This window comes from Mesorhizobium sp. M1338 (assembly GCF_040318045.1).
GTDB lineage: Bacteria > Pseudomonadota > Alphaproteobacteria > Rhizobiales > Rhizobiaceae > Mesorhizobium.
Genome location: NZ_JAMYLL010000001.1, coordinates 275499 through 290661, shown reverse-complemented (window position 1 = coordinate 290661; position 15163 = coordinate 275499). Strand labels below are relative to the sequence as shown.

The following is a 15163-nucleotide window of genomic DNA, read 5'->3' as shown; positions in this document are numbered from 1 at the left end:
CAGACAATGTTTGTCGTCTCGCTGAACTACAAAGTGCCGCTGACCGAGATCGACCGCTTGCAGGCCGCGCATGTCGAGTGGCTGAAGGCCTGCTATGCGGACGGCATCTTCGTCGCCTCCGGGCCGAAGAAGCCTAGGACCGGCGGCGTCATCATCGCACGATGTCCGCGCGAGGTGCTCGACGTCAGGCTGGCCGCCGACCCTTTCGCCAAGGCAGGCGCGGCCGACTATGATGTCACCGAATTCCTGGCGAGGATGACCGCCACCAGCCTCGATCATTTCAAGGAAGCATGAGCGTGGCCGAGGTGCTCCCCGCCCACACGCCCTACGACGGTTCGTCGAAACTCTTCAGCATCGGGCTGAAGCCGCTCGATCCGGCGGACTGGATCGAGGTCGACGATCATCTGCTGCCTTATCTCGCCGAGAAGCGCCGGCTCTATGCCGAAATCCCCGAGCGTGTTTTCGTCGAGGAGGATGGCACGCGGGACGCCCAGCAGGAAGTGCTCGATTTGCTCGATGCGCATCTGCTGGAGAGGTTCCCCGAAACCTATCGGCGCACCGGGTCGGGGGTCGAGGCCGTGGGCGCGGCGGGCCGCCTGCCTGCTTCCCTCGCCGATGCTCCGCTGGCTAGGGCCTCACAGCTCGTCCAGGAAGACCTGATCCTGATGCGCCGTAGCGACGCCGGCTGGCGGCTCGTTGCCGGCTCGCTGTGCTTTCCCTCATCCTGGTCGCTCCTGGAAAAGTTCGGTAAGCCGCTGCAGGACATCCACGCGCCGGTGCCGGGTTTCGGCCCGGGCACGCGTCCGGCCGAGCTGATCCACCGGATGTTCGATGGCCTCCAGGGACAAGCCGTCGAGCGCTACAACTGGTCGATCCAGTCGGGCGACGCGCTCTATCATCCGCTCTCCGACCTGCAGCGCATGGACCGCGCCACCAACCGGCCGTCGCGCTTTCCCGATGGCGATATCGACGCCCATGCCTTCATCCGCGTCGAGCGGCAAACCCTGCGGAAACTACCGGTTACACGTGACATCCTGTTCACCATCCGCATCCATCTCGACCCCCTCACCGTGCTCGCCCGGCATCCGGATCGGGCAACGCTGGCTGTATCTTTCGCCGGCCAGCTCGAAGCGCTCGATCTCGCCCAGCTCGACTACAAGGGCCTGACATCAGACCGCGACCGGCTGATCGTGGTCCTTAACCACATGGCCAATGACGGCTAGCCGCTGGTTGGCGCTTTTCGCTGGTTTGTGACAATGATCTGTGATGTAGCGCATGGCCGCCGGGCAAGGATGCCCGGTTTTGTGTGCGTTTTTCCCAGCTTCCTGGGCTTTGAAGGAGTGTTCGATAAAATGGCGACTGAAAACTGGCCCGTTTACGGTGAGATCACCGGCCCTGTCGTGATGATCGGCTTTGGTTCGATCGGCCGGGGAACGCTGCCGATGATCGAGCGCCATTTCCAGTTCGACAAGTCGCGCATGACGGTCATCGACCCGCGCGACACCGACCGCAAGCTGCTCGACGAGCGCGGCATCGCCTTCGTCCAGGAAGCGGTGACCGAGAAGAACTACAAGAAGCTCTTGACGCCGCTTCTGACCAATGGCGGTGGTCAGGGCTTTTGCATCAACCTGTCGGTCGATACCGGCTCGGTGGATCTGATGCGCCTCTGCCGCAAGCTCGGCGTGCTCTACATCGACACCGTCGTCGAGCCATGGCTCGGTTTCTATTTCGATGCCGAGGCCGACAATGCCAGCCGCACCAACTACGCGCTACGCGAGGCGATGATCCAGGAAAAGCACGACAAGCCCGGCGGTGCGACGGCCATCTCCACCTGCGGCGCCAATCCAGGCATGGTCTCTTGGTTCGTCAAACAGGCGCTGGTCAATCTCGCCACCGATCTTGGCCTCGAGTTTTCGGAGCCTGCGCAGGACGACCGCGAGGGCTGGGCCAAGCTGATGAAGAAGGCCGGCGTCAAGGGCATCCACATCGCCGAGCGCGACACCCAGCGCGCCAAGAAGCCGAAGCCGATGAATGTGTTCTGGAACACCTGGTCGGTCGAGGGCTTCATCTCCGAAGGCCTGCAGCCCGCCGAGCTCGGCTGGGGCACGCATGAGAAGTGGATGCCGAAGAACGCCAAGAAGCACAAGCATGGCTCCAAGGCCGCGATCTACCTGGAGCAGCCCGGCGCCAACACGCGCGTGCGCTCATGGTGCCCGACGCCCGGCGCGCAATACGGTTTCCTGGTCACCCACAACGAGGCGATCTCGATCGCCGATTTCTTCACCGTACGCGGCAAGAAGGGCAAGGTGCACTACCGCCCGACCTGCCACTATGCCTACCATCCCTGCAACGACGCGGTGCTGTCGCTACACGAGATGTTCGGCGCCGCCGGCAAGGCTCAGCCTGTGCACCACGTGCTCGACGAGAACGAGCTGGTCGACGGCCTCGACGAGCTTGGCGTGCTGCTCTACGGCCACGACAAGAATGCCTACTGGTACGGCTCGCACCTCTCGCTCGCCGAGGCGCGCAAGCTGGCACCCTATCAGAACGCCACCGGCATGCAGGTCACCTCGGCGGTTCTCGCCGGCATGGTATGGGCATTGGAAAACCCGGAGGCCGGCATCGTCGAGGCCGACGAGATGGACTACAGGCGCTGCCTGGAAGTGCAGTCCCAGTATCTCGGGCCGGTCGAGGGCCACTACACCGACTGGACGCCGCTCGATAACCGTCCCGGCCTGTTCCCGGAAGACCTCGACCGGGACGATCCGTGGCAATTCCGCAACATCCTCGTTCGATAGCGGTGCGTTCCATAGGCCCCATTGCCTTGCAATCGCCCGGAAATCGGGCGATTGAAGGATGCGGACGAGAGCGACCGCGTGCCCGTTTGACAGCACGGCGTGCGCTCTGGAAACTTGGATGCCCGCATCGTGCTTTCCGAAAGTCGATTCCGATTTTTCGGCCGATGCGAGAGGAGAGGATTTTCACATGACTATTGCGCGCAAGGTTCTTTCTATGAGTTTGGCGGGGGCCATTGCGGCGTTGCTTGCTGCTTGTGCCACCAGCGGCCCCGATGAACCGCCGATGGCGGCGTCGCCGAAAGGCGTTGAAGGCTCCTGGATCGACGCCAAGGGCACCGGCCTGTCGACCTTCGCCGGCGGCACCTTCACGACCGTCGCCACCGACACAGGCCAGAAGCTTGCCGATGGCAGCTACACGATGACCGGCGCCACTTCGGTGCAGATCAACGGCACCTCTCTGATCCGCCAGACGCCAGTCAGCTTCAACTGCCTGATGGTTTCGACAAGCCAGCTCAACTGCACCAGCGCCAGCGGCCAGAATTTCGTGCTGACACGACGCGTCTGAACCAGCGAGCATTCGCTCTCCTAAGGACGGCGGCCGATTGGCCGCCGTCCTTTTTTATGCCGGCAAAGGTTCCCGGATTTCCGCTTGCGTCATCTGGAACGCGATGGGAACATGGCCAAAGCGCCGACTGTAATGTTCCAGTCAAGCAAGAGCGTTAAAGGCCTCGATCAGCTTTCCGGGAGACGAAGATGAAGAAGCTTGCTGCCATTGCCGCCCTGTCCGCCTCAGCCCTCGGCCTGTCGGCCGGCGCATCCTTTGCCGACTACACACTGAACATCCTGCACATCAACGACTGGCACAGCCGCATCGAGGGCAACAACAAATATGAATCGACCTGCTCGGCCGACGAGGAGACCAAGGGCGAGTGCATCGGCGGCGCAGGTCGGCTGATCACCGCTATCGCCCAGGAGCGCAAGAAGCTGGAAGGCCAGAATGTGCTGCTGCTCAGCGCCGGCGACAATTTCCAGGGCTCGCTGTTCTACACGACATACAAGGGCAAGGTCGAAGGCGAATTCCTCAACCAGATGAAGTTCGACGCCATGGCGCTCGGCAACCATGAATTCGACGACGGCGAAGTCGCCTTGGCGCCGTTCCTCGACATGATCCAGTTCCCGGTGCTGGGTGCCAATGTGAAGGCCAACGCGCAATCCAAGCTCGGCGACCGCGTCAAGCCGTCTGTTGTCGTCGAGGTCGGCGGTCAGAAGATCGGCGTCATCGGCGCGATCACCAACGACACCCCGGACCTCGCCTCCCCCGGCCCCAATGTCGCCATCGAGGATGACGTCAAGTCGATCACCGCCGAGGTCGAGAAGCTGAAGGGCGAGGGCATCAACAAGATCATCGCCGTGACCCATATTGGCTACAGACGCGAGCGCGACGTCATTGCCAAGATTCCGGGCATCGACGTCGTCGTCGGCGGCCACAGCCATTCGCTGCTGTCGAACACCGACCCCAAGGCTGAAGGCCCCTACCCGACGATGGTCGACAACCCGGACGGCTACAAGGTGCCGGTCGTGCAGGCGGCGTCTTACTCGAAATATCTCGGCGAGTTCAAGGTGGTGTTCGATGACAATGGCGTCGTCAAATCGGCCAGCGGCGACCCGATCTATCTCGACAAGTCGATCACGCCCGACCCGGCCGTGCTCGCCCGCATCAAGGAGCTTGGCGCGCCGATCGAGGCGCTGAAGAACAAGGAAGTGGCCGAGACCACCGACGTGATCGACGGCAGCCGCGAGAGCTGCCGTACCCGAGAATGCGCGATGGGCAACCTCGTCTCCGACGCCATCCTCGACCGCGTCAAGGGACAGGGCGTCGAGATCGTCATCTCCAATGGCGGTGGGCTGCGCGCATCGATCGACAAGGGCACCGTGACCATGGGCGAGGTGCTGACCGTGCTGCCGTTCCAGAACACGCTGGCAACCTTCCAGATTTCCGGCAAGGACCTGGTGGCCGGTCTTGAGAACGGCCTCAGCCAGGTCGAGGACGGCGCCGGGCGCTTCCCGCAGGTCGCCGGCCTGAAATATTCCTTCGACAAGTCCGCCGCACCCAATGCCGGCCGCGTCAAGTCGGTGGAGGTCATGGAAGGCGGCGCCTGGACGCCGCTCAATCCGGACAAGGACTATCTGGTCGCCACCAACAATTATGTCCGCCAGGGCGGCGACGGCTACAAGGTCTTCGCCGACAAGGCGAGGAACGCCTATGACTACGGTCCGGGTCTTGAACAGGTGGTTGCCGACTATCTTGGCGCCCACCGGCCCTACACGCCGAAGCTCGACGGCCGCATCACCGAGATCGCGGCGACCGTCGCGGCGGCACCCGCGGCCGAACCAGCCAAGCCGGCCGAAGCAGTTCCGGCTACCCCGGCACCCGCACCGGTTGAAGCCGCCAAGCCCGCGGACGCGGCGCCTTCAATGCCTGAATTGCCGGCCAACTCGGGCGATATCGCCAACACACCGCCGGCCATATCGACTGAGACAGCGCCAGCCCCGCCTGCAGCACCGGCCGAACCGGCAAAACCGGCTGAAGTGGCACCGGCTCCTGCCCCTGCGGCACCGGCACCGGCACCGGCCGAAAGCAGCCATGTCATCGTTGCCGGCGATACCTACTGGGATCTGGCGGTGAAGGCCTATGGCGACGGCACCAAGTGGAAAGTCATTTCGGACGCCAACAAGGGCTACGAGCCGCGTCGGCTTCCGGTCGGCGCGACCCTGACCATCCCGCCGAAATGACCTCGCTTCGATGCCTGAAAGACACCGCCCGCCCGAGAAACCGGGCGGGCGTCCTGTTTTCGGGATAAGGTGCGGCCAGACGCTGCATTGAAAGCGCACACAAGATGGTTAGGTTCGCGTCTCCCGGAGAACCCTTATGACGCTATCCACCCCTGTCGATCCCAAGGCCGCGAAGGCACTTGGCCCGTTGCCCGCCGGACACCCGCCGGTCAAGGCGGGCAAGATCGGCATCATGCTGGTCAATCTGGGCACGCCTGACGGCACCGATTTCAAGTCGATGTGGCGCTACCTCCGAGAATTCCTGTCCGACCCACGCGTCATCGAACTCAACGGGGCGATCTGGTATCCGATCCTCTATGGCCTGGTGCTCACCAGGCGACCGAAGACGTCGGGCGCCAACTATGCCCGGATCTGGAACCGGGAGAAGAACGAGTCGCCGCTGCGCACCTACACTCGCGGCCAGGGCGAGAAGCTGGCCGAAGCGCTGCGCGACCTGCCCGAAATCGTCGTCGATTGGGCGATGCGCTATGGCAATCCTTCGACCGAAAGCGTTGCCCAGCGTCTGGTCGACCAAGGCTGCGACCGCATTCTTTCGTTCCCGCTCTACCCGCAATATTCGGCGACGACCACGGCAACCGCCAACGATCAGCTGTTTCGCGCGCTGATGAAAATGCGCCGTGCACCGGCCATCCGCAGCGTGCCGCCTTACTACGACGAGCCGGTCTACATCGAAGCGCTGGCGCGCTCGATCGAACAGCATCTGGCGACGCTTGATTTCGAGCCGGAGGTGGTCATCACCTCCTATCATGGCATCCCGAAACCCTATTTCGAGAAGGGTGATCCCTATTATTGCCATTGCCAGAAGACGACGCGATTGTTGCGTGAACGGCTCGGCTGGGATGACAAGAAACTGATCATCACCTTCCAGTCGCGCTTCGGCGCGCAGGAATGGCTGCAGCCCTATACCGACAAGACGGTCGAGAGACTCGCGCAGGACGGCGTGAAGTCGATCGCCATCGTCAATCCCGGCTTTTCCGTCGACTGCATCGAGACGCTGGACGAGATCGGCCGCGAGGCGGCCGAGACCTTCCATCATGCCGGCGGCAAGAACTTCGCCCATATCCCTTGCCTCAACGACAGCGCCGAGGGCATGGCGGTGATCGAGGCGATGGTGCGGCGCGAACTGTCCGGCTGGGTCTAAAGCAATTCCAGGAAAAGTGTGAAACGGTTTTCCGTCCGGAATTGCTTCAAACAAGAGTTGGAGCGGCTCGCCGCTTCCGTGAAGCGGTGAGCCGCTCTGAAGCGGAACAACACAAGCTCCGGGGCGTTAAGGCGCGCCCTCCGGAGAATTCGATGCCCCGCAAGCTCGACCTGAGAACTGGACGGCCAGTCTGGTCCGCCTATCGCGCGCCTGCGGTGCCGACGGACAGCCTGACCCGGGACGTCAAGACAGATGTGCTGATCGTCGGCATGGGCATCAGCGGCGCCATGATGGCGGAAGCTCTGACGGCGCAGGGCCATGCGGTGATCTGCATCGACCGGCGCGGCCCGCTGAAAGGCTCGACGGCCGCGACCACCGCGCTGGTGGAATTCGAGCTTGATCAGCCGCTTTCGACGCTGTCAAAGATGATCGGCAGAGACTCGGCGAACCAGGCCTGGCGACGCTCGCGGCTCGCCATTTCCAATCTTGCCGCCCGCATCGCCGAACTCGGCATCAATTGTGGTCTGAGCCGCACGCCTTCGCTCTATCTGGCCGGCACCTTGCTCAGCCCATCGCAACTGCGTGACGAGGCCGACGCGCGGCGGCAAGCCGGCATCGGCGCGACCTACCTCACACCGGCGGCGCTGGCGGAAAATTTCGGCATCGATCGTGATGGCGCCATCCTCAGCCATGGCAATATCGCACTCGACCCGCGCAAGCTGACGGCCGGCTTGTTGCTCAAGGCCGTGGAGCGCACGGCACGTTTCTATGCCCCCGTCGAAGCGACGGTGATCGTGGACAGCGCCGACGCGGTTGTCGTCGCGACCAGGGATGGCCCGACCATCATCGCGCGACATGTTGTTCTGGCCACCGGCTACGAACTCGTCGATATCGTGCCGGCAGCAGTCCACCAGATCGTCTCGACCTGGGCGATCGCGACACGACCGCAATCGCGAAAGATCTGGCCTCGGGCAGCCTTCATCTGGGAAGCGTCGGACCCTTACCTCTATCTGCGCGCGACAGCCGACGGCAGGGTCGTCTGCGGCGGCGAGGACGAGGACTTTGTCGATGAGACCCAGCGCGACGAGCTGATCGCTGACAAGAGCGCACGCATTGCCGAAAAACTTGGCCTGATATTTCCGCATCTCGACACCAGGCCTGAATTCGCCTGGACCGGTTCTTTTGGCACCACGACCACCGGCCTGCCCTATATCGGCGCCATTCCCAGGCATCCTCGCATCCATGCGGTGATGGGCTACGGTGGCAACGGCATCACCTTTTCGCGGATCGCTTCCGAGATTGTCTCGGCTTCGATCAACGGGCTGGACGATACGGATGCAAGGCTGTTTTCTTTCAACCGTAGGATGCAATTCGACAAACAATCCATCATCACCTGATTGTAACGCGTCTGAAATACACTTAAGCCTTTGGTGAAGTCGGTTGCGCGAGAATGGCTTGTGCGGCCTACGTCCGAGGGAGAGCCAAATGGATTTCAGTGGTTTCGATATTGCGGTTGGTGCACTTGCCCTTCTGGTCTTGGTGCTTCTGATCAAAGGCATTAGGACGATCCCGCAAGGCTACAATTATACGGTGGAGCGCTTTGGCCGTTACACCAAGACACTGAGCCCGGGCCTCAATTTCATTTTCCCGTTCGTCGACCGCGTCGGCGCCAAGATGAACATGATGGAGCAGGTGCTTGACGTTCCAAGCCAGGAAATCATCACCCGCGACAACGCCATCGTCGGTGTCGACGGCATTGCCTTTTTCCAGATCCTCAATGCGGCGCAGGCCGCCTACCAGGTTGCGGGCCTGCAGAACGCCATCCTCAATCTGACGATGACCAACATCCGCACCGTCATGGGTTCGATGGATCTGGACGAGCTGTTGTCGAACCGCGACGCCATCAACGAGCGGCTGCTGCGCGTCGTCGACGAAGCAGCGCATCCGTGGGGCATCAAGATCACCCGCGTCGAGATCAAGGATATCAACCCGCCGGCCAACCTCATCGAATCGATGGGTCGGCAGATGACGGCGGAACGCAACAAGCGCGCGCAGATCCTCGCCGCCGAAGGCCTCAAACAGTCGCAGATCCTCGAAGCCGAAGGCCGCAAGGAAGCCGCCTTCCGCGACGCCGAGGCACGCGAACGTTCGGCCGAGGCGGAAGCCCGCGCCACGCAGGTGGTGTCGGAAGCCATTTCCAAGGGCGACGTGCAGGCGCTGAATTACTTCGTCGCCCAGAAATACACCGAAGCGCTGGGCAAGATCGGCACGGCCACCAACAGCAAGATCGTGCTGATGCCCTTCGAGGCGTCGTCGCTGATCGGTTCGCTCGGCGGCATTGGCGAAATAGCCAAGGAGGTTTTCCGCAGCGAAGGCACGACCGGCGCGCAAAGGCAGGCCGCGCGCCCGCCAGTCGTTCGCCCGACCGATAACTGAGCTCGAAACCCATGATCGACCGCATCATTTCCGAACTTGGCCCGTGGAACTGGATGGTTCTCGGCTTCGCCCTGCTGGTGATGGAAATCATCGCGCCCGGTATCTTCATGCTGTGGATCGGCATCGCCGCCCTGATCATCGGCGCCGTGTCGCTGCTGATCTGGGACACCGCTTTCTGGACCTGGCAGGTCCAGGTCCTCGCCTTCCTGGCGCTGTCGCTGGTCTCGGCCTATATCGGCAAGAGACTGGTCGGCAGTCGCAATGACCCGACCGACCAGCCGCTGCTCAACCGGCGTGGCGCGCAAATGGTCGGCAGGATGGCGACACTTGCCGAACCGATCCGGGATGGACGTGGCCGCATCAAGCTGGGCGACACGCTGTGGCGTGTCTCCGGTCCGGATCTGCCGGCCGGCACGCAAGTGCGCGTGACGGGTGCGGCCGACACCGATCTGGAGCTGACGGTGGAGCCCGTCTGAACGTTCAGGCCGCGCCGATCCGCAAGAGATCGTGCAGGTGGATGAGGCCGACTGGTTTGCGGCCCTCCACCACCATCAGGCTGGTGATGGCTGAATTGTTGATCGTCTGCAGCGCCGTCGCCACCAATGTGTCAGGCGCCGCCGTCTTCGGTCTTTTTGTCATCACCTGATCCACCGTCATCGCCAGCAGATTGCTGCCGATATGACGGCGGATGTCGCCATCGGTGATGATGCCGACCAGCGCACCGTCGGCGTCGGTGATCGCCACGCAGCCAAATCCCTTGCGCGACAGTTCCAGGATCGCGTCCTGCATGCCGGTGCCGGTGACCACCAGCGGCAGCCTGTCGCCGACATGCATGATCTCGCGGATCTGCGTCAGATTGGCGCCGAGCTGGCCGCCCGGGTGGAAGGTGCGAAAATGGTCCGGCGTGAAGCCGCGCGCTTCGAGCAGGGCGATCGCCAGTGCATCGCCCATTACCAGTTGCAGCAGCGTCGATGTCGTCGGCGCCAGGCCGTGCGGGCATGCCTCCGGCGCGCGCGGCAAAAGCAGCACGACGTCCGCGGCCCGAGCCAGTGCCGATGTCTCTCCGGCGGTGATGGCGATAAGTGGGATGGAGAAGCGCCTGGAATAGGCGACGATGCCCATCAGTTCCTTGCTTTCGCCCGACCACGACATGGCGATGATGGCGTCGTCCCTGGCGATCATGCCGAGATCGCCGTGATTGGCTTCGGCGGGATGGACAAAGAAAGCCGGCGTGCCGGTCGAGGCCAGCGTCGCCGCGATCTTCGAACCGATATGGCCGCTTTTGCCGACACCGGTGACGATGAGCCGGCCTTCAATCCCGGAGATCGTCTCGACGGCCTGGGCGAAAGGCGCGGCCAATCCGTTCTCCAAGGCCTCGGCAAGGGCCGCTACTCCGGCCTGTTCGGTCGCCACCGTCCTCAGCGCCGAATCGATCGACGCTTGCCTGTCCAAAGGCTTGTTATCCAGGGATCCCGCATGCATGGCTGAAGCGATTAGCGCTTTGCCGGCGCGCTGTCCAACGGAAATGGCCCTGGGCATGTCGCCCGAATGTGTGCGGCGGTTTGCGACAACGACAGGCATGGAGACCAAAAAGCTTAACGCGCGCCGTATGAATCCCTTGGGAAGTCAGCGCTTCAGGCGGCCAACGGCCTGCCGCCTCAACCCTCCGTTAACCATCCCCATTTACGGTTCGGTAAGTATGGCGCGCGTGCGCCGCGCAAGCAGTGGTGGCGATGTCCGGGGCCCAGCCAGAAAAATCGAGAGGACGTGAGGGCAAGGCGGTCTGCGCCTTGCTGCTGGCGACCAGCATGTTTGCCCTGCTGCGCCCAACGGCGCTCCATGCGCAGGAAACGGAACTGCGCGGCGAGGTTTCGGAATCGGCGATCCTGTCCGACCAGCAGCGCAAGGCGAGACAGCTCGCTTTGGCGGCGCAGGGTCAGGCCCCGACCAATGCGGCGCAAGACAATGCGCTGGCCCGCACCTATCTGCCGGCCAGCGCCGGCGCTGTGCCCGACGATACGGACACCGGTGACGCAACCGCGACCGGCAGCGTTTTCGACCCGCCGGCAGCCACCGACGATACTTCCGCCGACACCGCGGCGCCGCCCAAGCCTCGCCGCCGCTCATCGACCGCCGGGCAGAATGCGGCCGACCAAGCCAGGGACAAGACCGCGGACAAGTCGAAAAAAAAGAAGAAGTCGACGGCGGCAGCCACCGACATCACCGCTTCCACGACCGCCTCCACGACGGATGCCAGCGATAGTGCAGGCACCGACGAGGAAACGGCCAACCGCCGCGCCCTCACCATCGACAGCGCCGACAAGCAGAAGCTCGACCCAGGAGCGGAGCGCACGAACGCCATCGAAGGCCAGAAAAAGAAGCCGGAGGATGACCCGTTCGCCGCCACCGGCGTCAAATGGGGCTCCTTCGTCATCCGACCGACGATCGAACAGGGCCTGACCGCCACGTCGAACGGCGATTCGAGCAATGCCGGCAAGTCGGCACTGCTGTCCGAGACAGCGCTGCGCTTTTCCGCCGCCTCCGACTGGCGCGAGAACTCCGCCACGATCGACGGCTATGGCCTGTTCCGCGAGACCGTCTCGGGTTACCCGGTTCACAATGAGCAAGGGCGCATCGAAGGCCAGCTCAATCTCGACCTCGACAATGAACTGCGCGCCATCGCCAAGCTCGGCTATGAGGCCGTGCCGGAATCGGCGTCGTCGCCGGACGCCATCGCGGGCGTCAGCAAGCAGCCGCTGCGGCAGACCATCAACGGCAGCCTCGCCGTCGAAAAACACGTCGGCAAGATGCAGTACACGCTCACCGGCGCGGTCTCGCACGACTTCTATGGCGACGCCAGGCTTTCGAACGGCACCTCGCTGTCGCAGAAGGATCAAGACTCCACGCTCTACACCGCGACCTTGCGCACCGGCTACGAGATCTCCCCCGCCCTCACCCCTTTCACCGAAATCGAGGTTGGCCGCCGGGCCTATGATCAACGCATCGACAATGAAGGCTTCGAGCGCTCGTCGACGCGGCTAGGCGCCCGCGCCGGCCTTGCGCTCGACATGGGTGAGAAACTGTCGGGTGAATTCTCGGCCGGCTGGCTCAGGGAAGCGATCGATGACAAAGATTTGGATGCGATTTCGGGTGCCACCATCAACGCCGACCTCAAATGGTCGCCCGAACGCGGCACCACGATCGGCTTGACCGGGCGGACCACCGTCGAGCCCACGACCACGGCCAATGAAAGCGGCGATATCCTCTATTCCGGGCGCCTGACCGCCGAACGTCGGATTCGCGCCAACCTCACCGGAAATGCGGCTTTGGGCCTGGACTGGCGTGATTATGTCGGCATCGACGGCCACGACAGGATCTTGAGCGCCGAGGCGGGCATGACCTTGTGGCTGAACCGCTATGCCGGCCTGACCACAAGGGTGAGGACCGAAAAGCTGACCAGCAATCTACCGGGCCGCGACTATACCGCCAACAGCATCTTCCTCGGCGTGAAAGTGCAGAGATAGGAAATCTAGCCAAGCACAGTCAGGCAAAGCCATATGTCGCGAGCTTGACTGCCTTAAGCGGCGCCGAGCCGCTCCGATGGTCTTATCTCATCGAGAAGGGTGCGGATCACGCCGGCCATGTTCTCGTTCATGTCGCTGCGCCACAGTGCGAAGGCGACATTGGCCTCGACAAAACCTTCCGGCGATCCGCAATCGAACGTGCGGCCCCGATAGTGGTAGCCATAAAAGGCCTGCTGCTTTTCCAGCTTCAGCATCGCGTCGGTGAGCTGGATCTCGTTGCCGGCGCCCTTTTCCTGGACTTCGAGGATCTTGAAGATCTCGGGCTGCAGGATGTAGCGGCCGTTGATGTAGAGATTGGACGGCGCGGTGCCGGTCTTCGGCTTTTCCACCATCTCGGTGATGCGGAAGCCGTGATGCGTATCCTCGCCACGGCCGACGATGCCGTATTTGTGGGCTTCGGCGGGATCGCATTCCTGCACGGCGATGATGTTGTTGCCGGTTTCCTCGTAGAGCTCGACCATTGCCTTCATGCAGCTCTTCTCCGACTGCATGATCATGTCGGGCAACAAAAGCGCGAACGGCTCGTCGCCGACGAGCTCGCGGGCGCACCAGACGGCGTGGCCGAGCCCCATCGGCACCTGCTGGCGGGTGAAGCTGGTCTGCCCCGGCGCCGGCTGCAGCCGTTGCAGGCGAGCGAGTTGGTCGTCCTTGCCGCGCTGGGCCAGCGTGTCATAGAGCTCGAACTGGATGTCGAAATGGTCCTCGATGACGGCCTTGTTGCGGCCGGTGACGAAGATGAAATGCTCGATGCCGGCCTCGCGCGCTTCATCCACCACATATTGGATGACTGGTCGGTCGACGACGGTCAGCATTTCCTTGGGGACAGCCTTGGTGGCCGGGAGAAACCGTGTGCCGAGACCGGCGACCGGGAACACTGCCTTGCGAACTCTCTTCATGCAGTCAATTATCCGTTTGATGGGCAGCTCCGCAATCCCCGTTGCAAGACATTTTCACGCCGGAATTGAGGATTACTGGCCGACAGGGCAGGAGCGTTCGCCGGAAACCTTCGAGACGTCTTTTCGTTCGCGGCGGCACCTATGGTAAACTAATTCCTAACCTGGTTCGGCGATGAATGGTCTTTCCTGAGACAGAGAAGGAGGAAAAGATGTCCGTTCGCAATGCCGCAAAACGTTTTGCCAGCGTCATAGCGGCAGCCAGCCTCTCGCTCGCTCTGCTGATGCCTGGCCCCGCTTTCGCCGATGCCGGCTTCCGGCAATGGGTTGCCGGCTTCCGCGCCACCGCCGTGCAGAGCGGCGTTTCCGGCGCCCTCTACGACGAGGCCTTCAGGGACATCAGGGATATTGACCCGGTGGTGCTGGAAAAGGCGCGCACGCAGCCTGAATTCACTGCCCCTGCCTGGGACTATTTCGACAACCGCGTCCATGACCAGTCGGTCTCGGTCGGCCAGCAGATGGCCAGGAAATGGAAGCCGTGGCTGGACAGGATCGAGTCACGGTTCGGCGTCGACCGCTACATCCTGCTGGCCATCTGGTCGATGGAATCGAACTATGGCGAAATCCTCAAGCGCGACGACATCATGCGCAACGTCGTGCGCTCGCTGGCGACCTTGGCCTATGCCGATCCGAAACGGGCGAAATTCGCCCGCACCCAGCTGATCGCCGCGCTGAAGATCCTCCAGACCGGCGATATCGACGAAAGCCATCTGAGCGGATCGTGGGCGGGCGCCATGGGCCACACCCAGTTCATCCCGACCAGCTACCTGCACTATGCCGTCGACATGGACGGCAACGGCAAGCGCGACATCTGGAATTCTATTCCCGATGCGCTGGCGACCGCCGCCAACCTGTTGAAGAAGAATGGCTGGCAGGCAGGCAAGACCTGGGGCTACGAGGTCGCCCTGCCTGCCGGCAAACTTCCCGGCGGTTCCAAGACGCTGTCGCAATGGCAGGCTCTCGGCGTGGTCAGGGCCAATGGCAAGCCGTTCAAGAACGGCTCCGACAAGGCGACGCTGAAGGTGCCGGACGGCCGCAGCGGGCCAGCCTTTCTGATGATCAAGAATTTCTCGGTCATCAAAGCCTACAACAATGCCGACAAATATGCGCTTGCCGTCGGTCTTCTTGCCGACGAGATCGCCGGCTCCAGCGGTCTCGTGCAGGACTGGAAGCGGCCTTTCACCAAGCTCACTTTCGAGGAAAGGCAGGAGCTGCAGAAGCGGCTTTCCCAGCACGGCCTCTACGAAGGCAAGTTCGACGGCAAGATCGGCGACGGTTCGAAGTCAGCCATCATGGCGTTCCAGGCCGGCGCCGGCTTGGCCCAGGATGGCTATCCGAGCATGGAAGTGCTGAAGTGGCTCCGGCGGAAATAGAGCCACCTGCGGTGCCGCGCGGCCT

The 15163-nt window shown here is 62.8% G+C and carries 13 protein-coding genes; 11 read left to right on the top strand and 2 right to left on the bottom strand.

The window, feature by feature from the left end; all coding sequences use genetic code 11:
- Positions 1–6 precede the first annotated feature (6 nt).
- The 9 genes from NKH19_RS01425 (at position 7) to NKH19_RS01385 (ending at position 9704) form a co-directional block, all read left to right on the top strand.
- A complete protein-coding gene (locus NKH19_RS01425; protein WP_352863293.1) occupies positions 7–294 on the top strand; it encodes a YciI family protein in 288 nt (95 codons plus the stop codon).
- On the top strand, positions 291–1223 hold the full coding sequence (locus NKH19_RS01420) for a heme-dependent oxidative N-demethylase family protein (RefSeq protein ID WP_352863291.1): 933 nt from the start codon (positions 291–293) through the stop codon (positions 1221–1223). The genes NKH19_RS01425 and NKH19_RS01420 overlap by 4 nt, the downstream gene beginning before the upstream one ends.
- A 129-nt stretch (positions 1224–1352) precedes the next feature.
- Positions 1353–2798 (top strand): homospermidine synthase, encoded by a 1446-nt coding sequence (locus NKH19_RS01415; protein ID WP_352863289.1) that lies wholly within the window; start codon positions 1353–1355, stop codon positions 2796–2798.
- A gap of 187 nt (positions 2799–2985) precedes the next feature.
- The gene (omp10, locus tag NKH19_RS01410; RefSeq protein ID WP_352863287.1) at positions 2986–3363 is read left to right on the top strand and encodes an outer membrane lipoprotein Omp10; all 378 of its coding nucleotides are present in this window, start codon (positions 2986–2988) and stop codon (positions 3361–3363) included.
- A gap of 188 nt (positions 3364–3551) precedes the next feature.
- Positions 3552–5591, top strand: a complete 2040-nt coding sequence (locus NKH19_RS01405; RefSeq protein ID WP_352863285.1) for a 5'-nucleotidase C-terminal domain-containing protein — start codon at positions 3552–3554, stop codon at positions 5589–5591.
- Between the two features lie 136 nt (positions 5592–5727).
- Positions 5728–6792, top strand: coding sequence for a ferrochelatase (hemH, locus tag NKH19_RS01400; protein ID WP_352863283.1), 1065 nt, complete (start codon positions 5728–5730; stop codon positions 6790–6792).
- Positions 6793–6944: 152 nt separating this feature from the next.
- Positions 6945–8189 carry an NAD(P)/FAD-dependent oxidoreductase gene (locus NKH19_RS01395; RefSeq protein WP_352863282.1) on the top strand — a complete coding sequence of 415 codons (1245 nt, stop codon included), beginning with the start codon at positions 6945–6947 and terminating at the stop codon, positions 8187–8189.
- Between the two features lie 88 nt (positions 8190–8277).
- The gene (locus tag NKH19_RS01390) at positions 8278–9228 is read left to right on the top strand and encodes an SPFH domain-containing protein (protein ID WP_352863281.1); all 951 of its coding nucleotides are present in this window, start codon (positions 8278–8280) and stop codon (positions 9226–9228) included.
- Between the two features lie 11 nt (positions 9229–9239).
- Positions 9240–9704, top strand: a complete 465-nt coding sequence (locus NKH19_RS01385; protein WP_352863280.1) for an NfeD family protein — start codon at positions 9240–9242, stop codon at positions 9702–9704.
- A gap of 4 nt (positions 9705–9708) precedes the next feature.
- Here NKH19_RS01385 and NKH19_RS01380 read toward each other — a convergent pair whose 3' ends face one another.
- Positions 9709–10710 carry a KpsF/GutQ family sugar-phosphate isomerase gene (locus tag NKH19_RS01380; protein ID WP_352863279.1) on the bottom strand — a complete coding sequence of 334 codons (1002 nt, stop codon included), beginning with the start codon at positions 10708–10710 and terminating at the stop codon, positions 9709–9711.
- Positions 10711–10961: 251 nt separating this feature from the next.
- On the opposite strand from NKH19_RS01380, the gene NKH19_RS01375 reads away from it, so the two are divergent.
- Positions 10962–12752 carry an outer membrane beta-barrel protein gene (locus NKH19_RS01375; protein ID WP_352863278.1) on the top strand — a complete coding sequence of 597 codons (1791 nt, stop codon included), beginning with the start codon at positions 10962–10964 and terminating at the stop codon, positions 12750–12752.
- A gap of 53 nt (positions 12753–12805) precedes the next feature.
- Here the strand turns inward: NKH19_RS01375 and galU are convergent, their stop codons facing one another.
- A complete protein-coding gene (gene galU / locus NKH19_RS01370) occupies positions 12806–13708 on the bottom strand; it encodes a UTP--glucose-1-phosphate uridylyltransferase GalU (RefSeq protein WP_352863277.1) in 903 nt (300 codons plus the stop codon).
- Positions 13709–13917: 209 nt separating this feature from the next.
- Here galU and NKH19_RS01365 point away from each other — a divergent pair, with 209 nt between their 5' ends.
- The gene (locus tag NKH19_RS01365; RefSeq protein WP_352863276.1) at positions 13918–15138 is read left to right on the top strand and encodes a lytic murein transglycosylase; all 1221 of its coding nucleotides are present in this window, start codon (positions 13918–13920) and stop codon (positions 15136–15138) included.
- Positions 15139–15163 lie beyond the last annotated feature (25 nt).

Bases quoted from the DNA above. Each gene is read 5' to 3' on its own strand.
- galU (WP_352863277.1), bottom strand. From the start codon at position 13,708: ATGAAGAGAGTTCGCAAGGCAGTGTTCCCGGTCGCCGGTCTCGGCACA.
- NKH19_RS01380 (WP_352863279.1), bottom strand. From the start codon at position 10,710: ATGCATGCGGGATCCCTGGATAACAAGCCTTTGGACAGGCAAGCGTCG.
- NKH19_RS01365 (WP_352863276.1), top strand. From the start codon at position 13,918: ATGTCCGTTCGCAATGCCGCAAAACGTTTTGCCAGCGTCATAGCGGCA.
- NKH19_RS01415 (WP_352863289.1), top strand. From the start codon at position 1,353: ATGGCGACTGAAAACTGGCCCGTTTACGGTGAGATCACCGGCCCTGTC.
- NKH19_RS01420 (WP_352863291.1), top strand. From the start codon at position 291: ATGAGCGTGGCCGAGGTGCTCCCCGCCCACACGCCCTACGACGGTTCG.
- hemH (WP_352863283.1), top strand. From the start codon at position 5,728: ATGACGCTATCCACCCCTGTCGATCCCAAGGCCGCGAAGGCACTTGGC.
- NKH19_RS01385 (WP_352863280.1), top strand. From the start codon at position 9,240: ATGATCGACCGCATCATTTCCGAACTTGGCCCGTGGAACTGGATGGTT.
- NKH19_RS01405 (WP_352863285.1), top strand. From the start codon at position 3,552: ATGAAGAAGCTTGCTGCCATTGCCGCCCTGTCCGCCTCAGCCCTCGGC.
- NKH19_RS01375 (WP_352863278.1), top strand. From the start codon at position 10,962: ATGTCCGGGGCCCAGCCAGAAAAATCGAGAGGACGTGAGGGCAAGGCG.
- NKH19_RS01425 (WP_352863293.1), top strand. From the start codon at position 7: ATGTTTGTCGTCTCGCTGAACTACAAAGTGCCGCTGACCGAGATCGAC.
- omp10 (WP_352863287.1), top strand. From the start codon at position 2,986: ATGACTATTGCGCGCAAGGTTCTTTCTATGAGTTTGGCGGGGGCCATT.
- NKH19_RS01390 (WP_352863281.1), top strand. From the start codon at position 8,278: ATGGATTTCAGTGGTTTCGATATTGCGGTTGGTGCACTTGCCCTTCTG.
- NKH19_RS01395 (WP_352863282.1), top strand. From the start codon at position 6,945: ATGCCCCGCAAGCTCGACCTGAGAACTGGACGGCCAGTCTGGTCCGCC.